This window comes from Streptomyces sp. NPDC002754, from assembly GCF_053592315.1.
Genome location: NZ_JBSFVM010000014.1, coordinates 12936 through 27906, shown reverse-complemented (window position 1 = coordinate 27906; position 14971 = coordinate 12936). Strand labels below are relative to the sequence as shown.

Here is a 14971-nt window from a genome sequence, read left to right as displayed (position 1 = left end):
CCGCCGATCCCCGATTCTCCATCAATCAGATGACGGTGAAGCAGCTGTCTATCTCTGAACTGGCCGCTGTCTGCGGCGAGTTGGGTGTCCGGAACCTCGGCACCTGGCGCGCGCCCGTCCAGGAGTACGGCGTCGAGGCCGCGGCGAAGCTGCTGCGCGACGCCGGTCTGAACGTCACCACACACTGCCGCGGCGGCTTCCTCACCGCGGTCGACGAGACGGAACGCAAGGCCGCGATCGAGGACAACAAGCGGGCCGTCGACGAGTGCGTGACGCTCGGCACGAACGTCCTGGTGCTCGTCTCGGGCGGCCTCCCGGCCGGTTCGTACGACCTGGTGGGCGCCCGGGAGCGGATCGGTGACGCGCTCGTCGAACTCGCCCCGTACGCGGCCGAGCGCGGTGTGCGGCTCGCGATCGAGCCGCTGCACCCGATGTACGCGTCCGATCGCTGCGTCGTCTCGACGCTCGCGCAGGCCCTGGACATCGCCGAACGCTTCCCGGCGGAGCAGGTCGGCGTCTGCGTGGACACGTACCACATCTGGTGGGACGACCGGGCGCCCGCGCAGATCGCGCGGGCCGGGGCGCAGGGGCGTATCGCGACGTTCCAACTCGCCGACTGGACCACCCCGTTGCCGGAGGGCGTGCTCAACGGGCGCGGTCAGATCGGCGACGGCGCGATCGACATGCGGTACTGGCGCGGTCTCGTCGAGGCGCAGGGGTACACGGGGCCCATCGAGGTCGAGCTGTTCAACGACGGTCTGTGGGCCCGCGACGGGCGCGAGGTGCTGGCGGAGACGGCGGAGCGGTTCACGGCTCACGCCGCGTAGAAAGTTTTCTCCGCAACCACGTACAACCCTTCGCGCGGTCCGCGTGTCGTATTGGGTGTCGGAACACCCTGGGGGGGCGATCTGGGGGGATCGAGGTTCCGGCGCAGGAGGGGGAAAGCCCGAGGGGCCCGGTCCGCGGACCGGGCCCCTCGCAGCGCTTCACGGCCAAGAGCGCATCACGACCAAATGGCCCTCGTCGTCAGAAGAAGACCCCGCAGCGCAGCAGCACGTTCGCGTACGGACGTGCCTCTCCCGTGCGGACCACGAGGCGCGCGTGCGCCGACAGCGCCTTCAGCTCCTCGTGCGTGACGAAGCCGAGGGGCTCCAGCCGGTCCTGGAGGAGTTCCGCGGTGTCCGGATTCGCGTCCCGGACCTCGCGGGCCGCCGTGGCCGCCTCCACCACCAGCTCGTCGAGCAGCCCGTCGAGCACCTCCGCGAAGGCCGGGACACCGGCCCGGAAGGCGAGGTCGACGACGCGCGGGCCCGCCGGGATCGGCATGCCCGCGTCGCAGATCAGCACCCCGTCGCCGTGCCCCAACTCCGCGAGGGCGCCCGCCAGATGGCGGTTGAGTATGCCTGCCTTCTTCACAGCGCGGCGACCTCCTCCGCCGTCGGGTACGAGGCCTGTGCGCCCTCCTTGGTGACGGCCGTGGCGCCGACCTTGGCGGCGTAGGCGGCGGCCTCGGCGAGCGATTCGCCGGCGCCGAGCCGCCACGCGAGCGCCGCCGTGAACGCGTCACCGGCGCCGGTCGTGTCGACGGCCTTCACCTTCACCGCGGCGACCCGCGTCGAGCCCGCCGCGTCCGCGACGAGCGCGCCCTCGGAGCCGAGCGTGACGACGACCGAGCGCGGGCCGAGCGCGAGCAGCTGCCGCGCCCAGTCCTCGGGGTCGTCGCCGAGGTCCTCGCCCGCGATGACCTTTGCCTCGTGCTCGTTGACGATCAGCGGGTCGCAGGCCGCGAGCACCTCGTCCGGGAGTGCGGCGGGCGGCGAGGGGTTGAGGACGAGGCGGGCGCCGTCCGCCAGGTTGCGGACCACCTCCGCGACCGTGTCCAGCGGGATCTCCAGCATCATCGACACGACCCGCGCGCCCGCGAACAGCCCGCCCGAAGCCCGTACGTCCTCGGGTGTGAGCCGCCCGTTCGCGCCCGGTGAGACCACGATCGAGTTGTCGCCGGACGGGTCGACGGTGATCAGCGCGACCCCCGTGGGCGCCCCGCCGACCAGCAGGCCGGACGTGTCCACGCCCGCCGCCTCCATCGAGTCGCGCAGCAGCCTGCCGTGCCCGTCGTCGCCGACGCGCGCGAGCAGCGCCGTGCGCGCCCCCAGCTTGGCGGCGGCGACGGCCTGGTTGGCGCCCTTGCCGCCGGGGTGGGTCCGCAGGTCGGAGCCGAGCACGGTCTCGCCCGCGGCCGGCCGCCGGTCGACGCCCACCACCAGGTCGGCATTGGCCGACCCCACGACAAGGAGGTCGTACGTGTTCATGCTGTGCCTTTCTTCGTACATCACGGCAAAGGGTACGAGGCGCGCCTCGTGGTTCGCGTCACTTGAAGTCGGCGACGTTCTTCGCCGTGACGACCTTCACCGGCACCTTCACGGCCGAGGAGATCTTCTTGTCCTTCGCCGCGGAGATCGCGTTCTGCACGGCCATCCTGCCGAGCTCGCGCGGCTGCTGGGCCACGGAGGCGTACAGGGTGCCCGCCTTGACGGCCTTGAAGCCGTCGGGGGTGCCGTCGAAGCCGATGACCGGGACGGACTTGCCGGCCTTCGAGCCGAGGGCCTTGATCGCGCCGAGCGCCATCTCGTCGTTCTCGGCGAAGACTCCTTCGACGTCGGGGTGCGACTGGAGCATGTTCGTCATGACGTCCAGGCCCTTGGTGCGGTCGAAGTCCGCGGGCTGCTTGGCGACGACCTCGATACCCGGGTAGTTCTTGAGCCCGGCGGCGAAGCCGGCCCCGCGTTCACGGCTCGCCGACGTACCGGCCTGGCCCTGAAGGACCGCGATCTTCCCCTTGCCGCCCAGCTTGTCGGCCATGACCTTCGCGGCCTGCTTGCCGCCCGCGACGTTGTCGGAGGCGACGAGGGTCGCGGCCTTCGCCTTGTTGACGCCGCGGTCGGCGGCGACGACGGGGATGTCGGCCTTGTTGGCGGTGCGCACGGACGGGCCGACGGCGTCGGAGTCGACCGGGTTCACGATGACGGCGCTGAGTCCCTCGCTCGTGAAGTTCTGCATCTGGTTGGCCTGCTGCGAGGCGTCGTTCTGCGCGTCCGTGACGGTCAGCTCGACGCCCTGCTTCTTGGCCTCGGCCTGCGCGCCCGCCCGCATCTCCGTGAAGAACGGGTTGTTGAGCGTGGACACGGCCATGCCGAGCTTGAGGTCCTTCTTGCCGCCGGAGCCCCCGGTGTTGTTCCACACCGCGAGGCCACCGACGATCGCGATGGCGACGACGGCCGCGAGTACGTACTGCATCCGCTGCTTGGGACCGCCGGCCCCGGCACCCGCGGCGGCCGGCTGCGCACCGGCCTTGCGGCGCGCGGTGTCGAGCAGCACGGCGAGCGCGATGACGACACCGATGACGACCTGCTGCCAGAACGCGGACACCGAGAGGAGGTTGAGGCCGTTGCGGAGCACGGCGAGGATCAGCGCGCCGATGAACGTGCCCGACGCCTTGCCCGTACCACCGGCGAGCGAGGCGCCGCCGATGACGACGGCGGCGATGGCGTCCAGCTCGTAGCCGTTCGCGGCCTGCGGCTGCGCGGAGGCGAGACGGGAGGCGAGCACGATGCCGGCGACGGCCGCGAACAGGCCCGACAGGCCGTAGATGACGAGCTTCTGCCGCTTGACGCGCAGACCGGAGAGGCGGGCCGCCTCCTCGTTGCCGCCGATCGCGTACATGGACCGGCCGATGAACGTACGGCCGAGGACGACCGCCGTGATCAGCCCGATCACGATCATCACGATGACCGGCACGGGCAGCCAGCCGCCGAGCGTGTCACCGAGCTTGGAGATCGAACCGGGGAACGGGATCGGCGAGCCCTGCGAGATCACCAGCGACAGACCGCGACCGACCGACAGCATCGCCAGCGTGGCGATGAACGGCGGGAGCTTGCCGTACGAGATGAGCAGTCCGTTGACGAAACCGCAGGCGACACCCGTGACGACGGCGAGCAGCACGGCTATCGCGACCGGCACGCCCTCGCTGGTGGCCGCCCAGGCGAGGACGGTCGCGGAGAGCGCTGCCACGGAGCCGACCGACAGGTCGATGCCCGCCGAGACGATGACGAAGGTGACACCGAACGCGAGGATCGCGGTGACGGCCGCCTGGACGCCGACGTTCAGCAGGTTCTGGGTGGTCAGGAAGTCGCCGGACATCAGCGACATGGCGATGACCAGGACGACGAGCGCGGTCAGCGCGCCGTTGTCGAGGAGCAGCCGCAGCAGGCCCCCGCCGCTGTTCTTGGCCTGGTTCTTCTTGAGCGTGTCAGTGCTTGTTGAGGTCACGGGAGCCCTCCTCCTCGAAGGCGCTGTGCTGCTGGTTGCTGACGGCGAGCGCCATCACGGAGTCCTGGGTTGCTTCGTCGGCGGCGAGTTCACCGGCGATACGTCCCCCGGCCATCACCAGGACCCGATCGCTCATGCCGAGCACCTCGGGAAGGTCACTGGAGATCATGAGGACGGCGTGCCCGGCGGCGGTCAACTCGTTGATGAGCTGGTAGATCTCGACCTTCGCGCCGACGTCGATGCCGCGCGTCGGCTCGTCGAGGATCAGCACCTTGATGTCCGCGAGGAGCCATTTGCCGATGACGACCTTCTGCTGGTTGCCACCGGACAGGGTGCGCACGTGCTGACCCAACCCGGCCATCCGGACGCCCAGTTGCTCCGCGATGCGCTCGGCGGCGTCGTGCTGGCCCTGCCGGTCGACGAACCCGGCGCGGGTCGCGGTCCGCATGGTGACGAGCCCGAGGTTCTCCTCCACCGACTGGTCGAGGACGAGCCCCTGCCCCTTGCGGTCCTCGGGGACGAGGCCCACGCCCGCCGCCATCGCGGCGATCACGTCGTGCCGGGGGAGCTTCGACCCGGCGACCTCGACGGTCCCGGCGTCGTACGGATCGGCGCCGAAGACGGCGCGTACGACCTCGGTGCGTCCCGCGCCCACGAGGCCTGCGATGCCGACGACCTCGCCGGCCCGCACCTCGAAGCTCACGTCGTGGAAGACGCCGTCCCGCGTCATCCCCTCGACCTTCAGCAGCGCGCCGGCCGTGTCCTGTCCGGCCGGGCGTTCGCGCGGGTACTGCTGGTCGATGGAGCGGCCCACCATGAGGCGGACGAGCTCGTCCTCGGAGGTGGAGGCGGGCACCTGGCCCACACTCCGCCCGTCCCGGATGACGGTCACGCGGTCACCGAGAGCGGCGATCTCCTCCAGGTGATGCGTGATGAAGACGACCCCGACGCCGTCCTCGCGCAGCTGCCGCACGATGACGAACAGCTTCTCGACCTCCTCCGAGGTCAGCACGGCGGTCGGCTCGTCCATGATGAGCACGCGCGCGTTCAGGCTGAGCGCCTTCGCGATCTCCACCATCTGGAGCCGGGCGATGCCCAGTTCGCGCACCCGCGCGCGTGGCGAGACATTCACGCCCACGCGCGCGAGGAGCTTCTCGGCGTCGCTCTCCATCGTCTTGCGGTCGATGAGACCGAAGCGGCGCGGCTGGCGCCCCAGGAAGATGTTCTCGGCGACGGTCAGATCGGGAACGAGATTGAACTCCTGATAGATCGTCGCGATCCCGAGCCGTTCGGCGTCCTGCGCACCGTGGATGCGGACCTGCTCGCCGCCGACGGTGATACGGCCCTCGTCGGGCGTGTAGGCACCGGAGAGCATCTTGATCAGCGTGCTCTTTCCGGCCCCGTTCTCACCGAGCAGGACGTGCACCTCCCCGCGACACAGGTCGAAGTCGACGCTGTCGAGCGCGACCACGCCGGGGAAGGTCTTCCGTATCCCTTCGATACGCAGCAACTCTTCGGAGCTGCTCATCCGTTGCTCCTCTCCATTGAGGTGGGCGTGTGGGGGGCTTCGCCGGTCTCGCCGCAGGAGCGCCGTACGACGAGGTGGGCGGGGAGGGTGACCGACTCGGGCACCCGCCCCTCGATGCGGTCGACCAGGGCGCGCACGGCGGCCCGGCCGAGGTCCTTGGTCGGCTGGGCGATCGCCGTGATGGGCGGATCGGTGTGCACGAACCACGGGATGTCGTCGAACGCGGCGACCGCGATGTCGTCCGGGACGCGCAGGCCGCGCGCGCGGATGGCGTCGAGCGCGCCGAGGGCCATGAGGTTGTCGGCCGCGAAGACCGCCTGTGGCGGTTCGTCGAGGTCGAGGAAGGCCTCGGTCACCCGGCGCCCGCTGTCCGCCTGGAAGTCGCCCTGCCCTATGTAGGCGTCGGGGAGTTCCAGGGCGTACGTGGCGAGGGCCTCACGGAAGGCGTCGACGCGCTCGCTGCCGGTCGTGGTGACGGCGGGGCCCGCGATGATGGCGAGCCGGCGGTGGCCGAGTGCGTGCAGGTGGGCGACGAGGTCGCGCACGGCGCCGCGGCCGTCGGACCGCACGACGGGGACGTCCACGCCCGGAATCCACCGGTCGACGAAGACCATCGGCGTGCCCGCGCGGGCGGCGTCGAGCATCAGCGGCGAGGCGCCGTCGGTGGGGGAGACGAGCAGCCCGTCGATGCGGCGGTCGAGCAAGGTCCTTACGTGGTGGTCCTGGAGCTCGGGCCGTTCGTCGGCGTTGCCGATGATCACGCTGTAGCCGAGCCCGCGGGCCTCCTCCTCGACGGAGCGGGCGAGCTCGCCGAAGTACGGGTTCAGCACGTCGCTGATGACCAGGCCGAGCGTGCGGGTCTGCGCGGTGCGCAGTGAGCGGGCCACCGCGTTGGGCCGGTAGCCGAGCGACTCCACGGCGGCCAGCACGCGGGTGCGGGCGTCCGGGCTCACGGACGGATGGCTGTTCAGAACGCGAGACACCGTGGCGACGGAGACGCCGGCCGCGGCCGCGACATCCTTGATACCGGCCATCGCGCCACCTCCTTGTGGCTACGTGGAATCGATTACACGGAGGATTGGAATCGATTACACGGGACGGAGGCAAGGGGCGGGAGGCGGTCGTGACGCGATCGTGATCGGCGAGGCGGACGTGGTTACGGCCACGGGGGTCCGGGGCGGAGCCCCGTGGCCGTAACCACGTTGCCGGGCGACCGGGATTGTCGGTGCCGCGTGCGAAGGTGGGGGCATGAATCACGCGCAGCTCACCACGCTCGGCCGAGCGCTCCGCGTGCTCGGCGAGCACGGCGAGAAGCTCACCGGCGACACCCCGGACGACACGCTGCACGAGGTCCGCGACGACCTGACCCGCGCCCTCGCCCAGCTCGACGACGCCGTGGCCGGCGAGAAGCCCACGACCCGCTGCAAGGAACACCCGTACGGCCCGGTCGAGGAATCCGCCCCCGACCTGTGCCTGTTCTGCGAGACCCGCCGCCGCAAGGCCCGCCGCTCCCAGATCTCCGGCGACGCCGGCCCGGCCCGCCGCCCCACGGACGAGCGCCCCGTGCTCTCCCGCTACGGCACCCGCGAGGACCGCCCGCAGCCCCAGCAGCGCTGGATCCCGGAGATGTGGAACGGGCAGGTGTGGCAGCTCTGCGGCACCCCCCGCCACGACCGCCACGAGGCGGACCTCTACCTGGCGGCACAGCGCCGCCGCCCGGACGCGGCGATGGCGTACCGCCTCGTCCACGAGTTCACGGACTACGAGGTCGTGCGGGTGTGGGGAACCCCCATCCGCGTCGACCCGGAGCCGATGGGCGGCATCTGATCCTCAGGGCCGGGTGTCGCCGCTCCGGCGCCGGGCGGTCGACGCGAAGCCCAGCCAGGTGTGGCGGTTGCCCGCCCAGCACCAGCCGACCTTGGGGGCGTCGCGGCGCTCACGGCCGTCGCGGCCCGTGCCGTTGCTGATCCAGATCGCAGGGGTGCGGGCGTCGAGGGTGCCGTTGGCCTTGGGCAGTCGGGAGCCGATCGTCATGAAGCAGCGGTTGCGCTCCAGGGCCTCGGGCTGCTGGAGCAGCCAGTGGATGCCCTCGGTGAGCAGCAGCGGCGTACGGCCCCGCTCGGTGAGGGCGGGCAGCGCCTCGTCCGGGCTCCAGTTGGCCATGTCGTCCCCGCGGTCGGGCCTGGCGACGAGGTAGAGCGGGGCGTCGGGCACGTCGACGGAGCCGAGCGGCGTGAAACGGTCCACGTCGGGCATGTCGACGACGACGAATCCGGGCTTGTCGCCACGGCGCAGCAGCGGGGCGAGCGCCGATGCGGGCGCCCGGTCGGGGTGGACGACGAGCAGCACGTCACCGTCTTGCGCCGCGGCCTTCTCGGCGAAAGCCCGCACGTCGTCGGCGGCGAGCCCCGCCGTGTCGTGCACCCCGAGCCCGATGAGCCGCTCGGCCTGGGCGGCGGGCGAGGGGAGCGGGGGCAGGCCGGCGGCGGGGGTGGGGGATGCTGCGGCGGATTCGGTCACGGAGCTCCTTGGGTTCGCGGCGCGCACGGATGCGGTGTTCCGTGGTCCCAACGGTCCGCCCCCACCCGAGAGTTCCTCGCTCACCGCCCGGCGCGATCCTCGGCGAGCGTGTACGCCACCAGCGCGTTGGCGTGCCCGTGCCCGAGCGCGTACTCGCTCTTGAGCCAGTTCACGAGTTCCATGTGCTGGGTGAGCGGCGACGTACGGATGGCGTTCTGCCAGTGGGAGACGGGCTGTCCGTACTTCTTCTCGATGGAGGGGAAGTAGGAGGCGGGGCCTTTGACGGAGGTCATGAGCGCGGTCCTGTCTGCCGGGGTGTGTGATGTTCGCCTGTATGACCGCGCGGCGGGGCAGGACTCATCGGTCGGCCCGGCTCCGTGACAGGCCCTGTCCGTTGTCACACCCCACCGCTACCGTCGGATCATGGCGAAGCAGCAGGCGGCTGCCGGGGCACGGCAGATGGCGCGGCTCGAGGGCGTCCTCGAGCGGATCACGTACGCCAACGAGGAGAGCGGGTACACGGTCGGCCGGGTCGACACCGGCAGAGGCGCCGGGGATCTGCTGACCGTCGTCGGCGCGCTCCTCGGGGCGCAGGTGGGGGAGTCGCTGCGGATGGAGGGCCGTTGGGGCTCCCACCCGCAGTACGGCAAGCAATTCACTGTCGAGAATTACTCGACAATCCTTCCGGCCACGATCCAGGGCATCCGCCGCTACCTCGGATCCGGCCTGGTCAAGGGCATCGGACCGGTCTTCGCCGACCGCATCACACAGCACTTCGGGCTCGACACCCTCGACGTCATCGAGCAGGAGCCGAAACGGCTCATCGAGGTGCCGGGGCTCGGCCCCAAGCGGACGAAGAAGATCGCCGACGCGTGGGAGGAACAGAAGGCCATCAAGGAGGTGATGGTCTTCCTGCAGAGCGTCGATGTCTCCACGTCCATCGCCGTGCGCATTTACAAGAAGTTCGGCGACGCGTCGATCTCCGTCGTGAAGAACCAGCCGTACCGCCTCGCCTCCGACGTCTGGGGCATCGGTTTCCTCACCGCCGACCGCATCGCCCAGTCCGTGGGCATTCCGCACGACAGCCCGGAGCGGGTCAAGGCCGGTCTCCAGTACGCTCTTTCGCAATCCACCGACCAGGGGCACTGCTTCCTGCCCGAGCAGCGGCTCATCGCCGACGCCGTGAAGCTGCTCCAGGTCGACACCGGCCTCGTCATCGACTGCCTCGCCGAACTGGCCCTGCCGGACGAGGATTCCGGCGAACCCGGCGTGGTACGCGAGACGGTGCCGGGCGAGGACGGCGAGCCGGTCACCGCGATCTACCTGGTCCCCTTCCACCGGGCCGAGCTCGCCCTCTCCGCCCAGCTGCTCAGACTGCTGCGCACACAGGACGACCGGATGCCCGCCTTCCAGGACGTCGCGTGGGACAAGGCACTCGCGTGGCTCGCCGACCGTACGGGGGCGCAGCTCGCGCCCGAGCAGGAGGAGGCGGTCAAGCTCGCGCTCAGCAAGAAGGTCGCCGTGCTCACGGGCGGCCCCGGCTGCGGAAAGTCGTTCACGGTGCGGTCCGTCGTGGAGTTGGCCCGCGCCAAGCGCGCCAAGGTCGTGCTCGCCGCGCCCACGGGCCGCGCCGCCAAGCGGCTCGCCGAGCTGACCGGGGCCGAGGCCTCCACCGTGCACCGCCTCCTGGAGCTGAAGCCGGGCGGGGACGCCGCGTACGACAAGGAGCGGCCGCTCGACGCGGACCTCGTCGTGGTCGACGAGGCCTCGATGCTCGACCTGCTGCTCGCCAACAAGCTGGCGAAGGCGGTGGCGCCCGGGGCGCATCTGCTGTTCGTGGGCGATGTGGACCAGCTGCCGAGCGTCGGGGCGGGGGAGGTGCTGCGCGACATGCTGGCCGAGGAGAGCCCCGTGCCTGCGGTGCGGCTCACCCGTATCTTCCGGCAGGCCCAGGAGTCCGGCGTCGTCACGAACGCCCACCGCATCAACTCCGGGCAGCAGCCCCTGACCCAGGGCCTGAAGGACTTCTTCCTCTTCGTCGAGGACGACACCGAGGAGGCAGGCCGGCTCACCGTCGACGTCGCGGCCCGCCGGATCCCCGCCACGTTCGGCCTCGACCCGCGGCGCGACGTCCAGGTGCTCGCGCCAATGCACCGCGGCCCCGCCGGGGCGGGCAATCTCAACGGGCTGCTCCAGCAGGCGATCACGCCAGGACGCCCGGACGTGCCCGAGAAGCGCTTCGGTGGCCGCGTCTTCCGGGTGGGGGACAAGGTGACCCAGATCCGGAACAACTACGAGAAGGGGGCGAACGGCGTCTTCAACGGCACGGTCGGTGTCGTCACGTCCCTGGACGCCGAGGAGCAGAGACTCACCGTCCGCACCGATGAGGACGAGGAGGTCCCCTATGACTTCGACGAGCTGGACGAGCTGGCCCATGCCTACGCTGTGACCATCCACCGCTCCCAGGGCAGCGAGTACCCGTGCGTGGTGATCCCCGTCACGACGGGGGCCTGGATGATGCTCCAGCGCAACCTCCTCTACACGGCGGTCACGCGCGCCAAGAAGCTCGTCGTCCTGGTCGGTTCGCGCAGAGCGATCGGCCAGGCGGTGCGTACGATTTCGGCCGGAAGGCGGTGTACCGCCCTGAATTTCCGGCTGTCGGGCACCGCTGCCCAAAAGATTTGATCGATCAGATGAGTCACGAAGGTCACAAGGACTTCCGGAACCAGGGCGAAGGGGGCAGGATGAGCAAGTTGGCGGCACTGAGTGCCGCCAATGGGCCCCATGGTCGACCCCGAGTGCACTCTGCTGGTCCAAGTGGGGGAAGGTAGAGACAGTCAGGGCACCTCGAAGAAGAGGCACTACGTCGGTGAGGGATGACGTGAGCGAGCAGAACGAGAAGGCTGTAGTACTCCAGTACGGCGACGACGAGTACACCTACCCGGTGATCGACAGCACCGTGGGCGACCAGGGCTTCGACATCGGGAAGCTGCGAGCCCAGACGGGCCTGGTGACCCTGGACAGCGGCTACGGCAACACCGCCGCGTACAAATCCGCGATCACCTATCTCGACGGTGAAGAGGGCATCCTCCGCTACCGCGGCTACCCGATCGAGCAGCTGGCCGAGAACTCGACCTTCACCGAGGTCGCCTACCTGCTGATCAACGGCGAGCTCCCGACGGTCGACGAGCTCTCCGCCTTCAAGAACGAGATCACCGGGCACACGCTCCTGCACGAGGACGTGAAGCGGTTCTTCGACGGCTTCCCGCGGGACGCCCACCCGATGGCCATGCTGTCCTCCGTGGTCTCCGCGCTGTCCACCTTCTACCAGGACAGCCACAACCCGTTCGACGAGCAGCAGCGTCACCTCTCCACGATCCGGCTCCTCGCGAAGCTGCCGACGATCGCGGCGTACGCCTACAAGAAGTCGATCGGCCACCCGTTCGTCTACCCGCGCAACGACCTCGGCTACGTCGAGAACTTCCTGCGCATGACGTTCTCGGTGCCGGCCCAGGAGTACGTGCCGGACCCGGTCGTCGTCTCCGCCCTCGAGAAGCTGCTCATCCTGCACGCGGACCACGAGCAGAACTGCTCGACGTCCACGGTGCGCCTGGTGGGCTCGTCGCAGGCCAACATGTTCGCGTCGATCTCCGCCGGTATCTCCGCGCTGTGGGGTCCGCTGCACGGTGGCGCCAACGCTTCCGTCCTGGAGATGCTCGAGGGCATCCAGGCCGCCGGCGGCGACGTCGACGAGTTCATCCGCAAGGTGAAGAACAAGGAAGACGGCGTGAAGCTCATGGGCTTCGGGCACCGCGTCTACAAGAACTTCGACCCGCGGGCGAAGATCATCAAGGCGGCGGCGCACGATGTCCTCTCGGCGCTCGGCAAGTCCGACGAGCTGCTCGACATCGCGCTGAAGCTGGAGGAGCACGCGCTGGCCGACGAGTACTTCGTCGAGCGCAAGCTCTACCCGAACGTCGACTTCTACACCGGTCTGATCTACCGGGCCATGGGCTTCCCGACCGAGATGTTCACGGTCCTCTTCGCCCTCGGCCGGCTTCCGGGCTGGATCGCCCAGTGGCACGAGATGATCAAGGAGCCGGGTTCGCGCATCGGCCGCCCGCGCCAGATCTACACGGGCGTCGTCGAACGCGACTTCATCCCGGTCGAAGGGCGCTGACTGATCTTCCCCGAGCGCCGGTTGGGCACATTAAGCCTCGCCGGCGATTGAGGCGCGGGGTCCGGGGCAGAGCCCCGAAACCGTAACCCCGCCCCACCGCAACAGTTCACGGCCACACTGCGGCCAGCAGAGAGCGCCCCGCTGTCGGTCCCCCCACGGGCCGACAGTCGGGGCGCTTTCCTTTACCCGGGTCGGATTCCCCCCACGGGATCCGGCCTGGGGGTCTGTGGTGCGTCGGCCGCCGGAACACGTACCGCCGGGCGGGCCGCTCAAGCTTCCCGGCGCACGTGCCCCGGCCAACGCTGTCGGGACCGCCCCCCAAGGCGGGTCCCTCCGATGCGGAAACGTCCCCCAAGACGTTCCTGCATCGCCTCCTTAGACTCACGAGAGCCGCAAAGGGTTACGTTCAGATCGGTGTGATCTGCGTCTCTTGCATATGTCCCATGCGTGCGCAAGGGATCCGATATGTGGATATCGGCCTCTGTGGGTGAGTGCTGCAATTGTGCCGTGTGGATTGTGTGGAGGTCCAGAGTTCTCGGCAGGTATCTGCATAAATCTGCGCAGATCTCAGACGAGTTCGTAGCCCGCCTCGTCCACCGCGGCGCGAACCGCCTCCTCGTCGAGCGGGGCGGTGGAGACGACCGTGACCTGGCCGGTTGCCGCGCTCGCCTGGACCGAGGCCACGTCGGCGAGCTCCAGGATCTCGTCGGCCACCGCGCCCTCGCAGTGGCCGCACGTCATGCCCTTGACCTCGTACACGGCGGTGAAGGCGCCCTCGGCGGTCGGGGGTGCGGCGTCGGAGTGGCAGGCGCCGCCGCAGCAGGAGCCGGCGGGCTCGCTGTCGACCTGGGGGAGCTCGGTGTGGGCGCTGCTCATGGCGTACTCCTTGGTGGTGGGGTGAGTCTTCTGATGCGCTCGACCCTATACCCCTAGGGGGTACTCTTCCAAGAAGGATCGCGGCGTGCGAGTGAGCGCACCCAGGTGAGTGCCAGGAGCGTGATGATGACAAGACCGCCGACCGAGAAGAGCGTGAAGAGGTGCTGCTGGGTCCCGGTCGGCTTCGGGATGTAGCCCTCGGCGAAGAGCGCGCGGTCCAGGCTCGTGGTGGTCAGCCGGGCGACCAGCCAGATCGCGATGCCGTGCATCGAGTCCCAGAGCGCGTGCAGGAGCGAGACGCCCAGGTAGGTGCCGATCACCGGGGCCGCGAAGCGGTAGCGGCCGTCCGGGCGGCGGAAGGACAGGAGGACCGCTGCCGAGATCGCCGTCCACAGGCCGTGGCCGAAGGGGGCGAGGAGGCCGCGCAGGACCTCCGTCTCCAGGAGGGCCCGCAGGTCGATGCCCTTCATGGTGATCGCCGCGTTGAACGCGTAGCCCGCGCTCTCGAAGGCGGCGAAGCCGAAGCCGACCGTGGCGCCCAGGACCAGTCCCGCGCGCAGTCCGCTGATGTGCGGGTGGCGGTGGAGTACGTAGATGAGGGCGAGCAGCTTGACCGCCTCCTCGATCAGGCCGACGGCCACGAACATCCACACCGAGGGGTGTACGAGGTAGTACTCCATCACCGACGCCCCGAGGACGCCGAGGATGCCGCCCACCAGGAAGCAGCCCAGGATCAGGATCACGCCCAGGTCGCGGCCGTGCCGCTCGTACGCCCAGAGCACGAAGACCGCCGGGGTCAGGAAGCTGCCGAGCATGATGAGCGTCGGGAGCAGGGTGGTGTTCTGCGTCGCGTACGTGACGATCGCCGTCAGCGCCCACAGCGCCAGGCCGCCCCACAGGCAGCGCTTCCAGAGTCCCGGGCGGATCTGCGGCCCCGGCGGGGGCGACTGCTGCGGAATCCGGGCCTGGGATGCCCCGAAGGGCTGTTGGGGCTGCGTCACTGCTGCGATCCCTCCGCCTGCCGACAACTTACGGTCACCTTGGGTGATTTGTCCGAAGTTTATGGCGGGGGCGGATGGGTCGCAGTGTGGGCGCCGGGTCGTGCGTGCGTACGGCCCGGCGCCCCGGTTCAGTCCTTGCGGCCCCGGTTGCTCGGCCGGGAGGCCACCCAGGCGCGGACCGTGTCGGCGTACCAGTAGGGCTTGCCCGACTCGACGTGGTCGGGCGGGGGCAGCAGGCCGTGCTTGCGGTACGAGCGGACGGTGTCGGGCTGCACGCGGATGTGTGCGGCGATGTCCTTGTACGACCAGAGCCTGCGGTCGCTCATGGTGGCTCCTCCCTGCCGGTGCTCACGGCGGCTCGGGGGTGCCGCCCGTGATCAACTCAGCCTGTGCCCGGAGAACGAGGTGACCCGTGGTGAAGGGAGGGCCTGTGGGACCTCTGTGACGCAGAACCCGCGTAGGCCTGACATGTGTGACGCGATGGGGGCGTTTGTGACGCGAATGATGCAAAGGGGGCGCGCCATCGGCGCATGCTCC

General features: G+C 69.9%; 14 protein-coding genes. 4 read left to right on the top strand and 10 right to left on the bottom strand.

The genetic code is table 11. From position 1 onward, the window contains the following. The first annotated feature begins 29 nt into the window (after positions 1–29). On the top strand, positions 30–827 hold the full coding sequence (locus ACWD2L_RS25335; protein ID WP_351339441.1) for a sugar phosphate isomerase/epimerase family protein: 798 nt from the start codon (positions 30–32) through the stop codon (positions 825–827). Between the two features lie 199 nt (positions 828–1026). Here the strand turns inward: ACWD2L_RS25335 and rbsD are convergent, their stop codons facing one another. From rbsD to ACWD2L_RS25310, 5 genes are read right to left on the bottom strand one after another with little or no spacing between them, the layout of a single operon-like run. Then, complete coding sequence (rbsD, locus tag ACWD2L_RS25330; protein WP_351339426.1) at positions 1027–1416, bottom strand: D-ribose pyranase; 390 nt, start codon at positions 1414–1416, stop codon at positions 1027–1029. Continuing rightward, complete coding sequence (locus ACWD2L_RS25325) at positions 1413–2312, bottom strand: ribokinase (RefSeq protein WP_351339428.1); 900 nt, start codon at positions 2310–2312, stop codon at positions 1413–1415. Before ACWD2L_RS25325 ends, rbsD begins: the two co-directional genes overlap by 4 nt. Positions 2313–2370: 58 nt before the next feature. Then, positions 2371–4329 carry an ABC transporter permease/substrate-binding protein gene (locus ACWD2L_RS25320; protein ID WP_451191495.1) on the bottom strand — a complete coding sequence of 653 codons (1959 nt, stop codon included), beginning with the start codon at positions 4327–4329 and terminating at the stop codon, positions 2371–2373. Continuing rightward, positions 4310–5857 (bottom strand): sugar ABC transporter ATP-binding protein, encoded by a 1548-nt coding sequence (locus tag ACWD2L_RS25315; RefSeq protein ID WP_351339430.1) that lies wholly within the window; start codon positions 5855–5857, stop codon positions 4310–4312. The genes ACWD2L_RS25320 and ACWD2L_RS25315 overlap by 20 nt, the downstream gene beginning before the upstream one ends. Next, complete coding sequence (locus ACWD2L_RS25310) at positions 5854–6891, bottom strand: LacI family DNA-binding transcriptional regulator (protein ID WP_351339432.1); 1038 nt, start codon at positions 6889–6891, stop codon at positions 5854–5856. The genes ACWD2L_RS25315 and ACWD2L_RS25310 overlap by 4 nt, the downstream gene beginning before the upstream one ends. Positions 6892–7105: 214 nt before the next feature. On the opposite strand from ACWD2L_RS25310, the gene ACWD2L_RS25305 reads away from it, so the two are divergent. Beyond that, complete coding sequence (locus ACWD2L_RS25305) at positions 7106–7684, top strand: hypothetical protein (protein WP_351343118.1); 579 nt, start codon at positions 7106–7108, stop codon at positions 7682–7684. Between the two features lie 3 nt (positions 7685–7687). Here the strand turns inward: ACWD2L_RS25305 and ACWD2L_RS25300 are convergent, their stop codons facing one another. Together ACWD2L_RS25300 and ACWD2L_RS25295 are read right to left on the bottom strand one after the other, a co-directional pair. After that, complete coding sequence (locus ACWD2L_RS25300) at positions 7688–8377, bottom strand: DUF5701 family protein (protein ID WP_351343120.1); 690 nt, start codon at positions 8375–8377, stop codon at positions 7688–7690. A gap of 80 nt (positions 8378–8457) precedes the next feature. Next, the gene (locus ACWD2L_RS25295) at positions 8458–8670 is read right to left on the bottom strand and encodes a DUF4287 domain-containing protein (RefSeq protein ID WP_351343122.1); all 213 of its coding nucleotides are present in this window, start codon (positions 8668–8670) and stop codon (positions 8458–8460) included. Positions 8671–8800: 130 nt separating this feature from the next. On the opposite strand from ACWD2L_RS25295, the gene recD2 reads away from it, so the two are divergent. Together recD2 and ACWD2L_RS25285 are read left to right on the top strand one after the other, a co-directional pair. After that, complete coding sequence (recD2, locus tag ACWD2L_RS25290; RefSeq protein WP_351343124.1) at positions 8801–11062, top strand: SF1B family DNA helicase RecD2; 2262 nt, start codon at positions 8801–8803, stop codon at positions 11060–11062. Between the two features lie 184 nt (positions 11063–11246). Beyond that, entirely contained in the window at positions 11247–12557 is a 1311-nt protein-coding gene (locus ACWD2L_RS25285; protein ID WP_351343126.1) for a citrate synthase, read from the top strand. Positions 12558–13124: 567 nt separating this feature from the next. Here the strand turns inward: ACWD2L_RS25285 and ACWD2L_RS25280 are convergent. The 3 genes from ACWD2L_RS25280 to ACWD2L_RS25270 all read right to left on the bottom strand — a co-directional run bounded on the left by ACWD2L_RS25280 (position 13125) and on the right by ACWD2L_RS25270 (position 14760). Next, positions 13125–13433 (bottom strand): heavy-metal-associated domain-containing protein, encoded by a 309-nt coding sequence (locus tag ACWD2L_RS25280; RefSeq protein WP_351343128.1) that lies wholly within the window; start codon positions 13431–13433, stop codon positions 13125–13127. Positions 13434–13486: 53 nt separating this feature from the next. Then, positions 13487–14434 (bottom strand): PrsW family intramembrane metalloprotease, encoded by a 948-nt coding sequence (locus tag ACWD2L_RS25275; protein WP_351343130.1) that lies wholly within the window; start codon positions 14432–14434, stop codon positions 13487–13489. Between the two features lie 128 nt (positions 14435–14562). Further along, positions 14563–14760: a helix-turn-helix transcriptional regulator gene (locus ACWD2L_RS25270; protein WP_351343131.1), complete on the bottom strand. Its 198-nt coding sequence runs from the start codon at positions 14758–14760 to the stop codon at positions 14563–14565. Between the last annotated feature and the right edge of the window lie 211 nt (positions 14761–14971).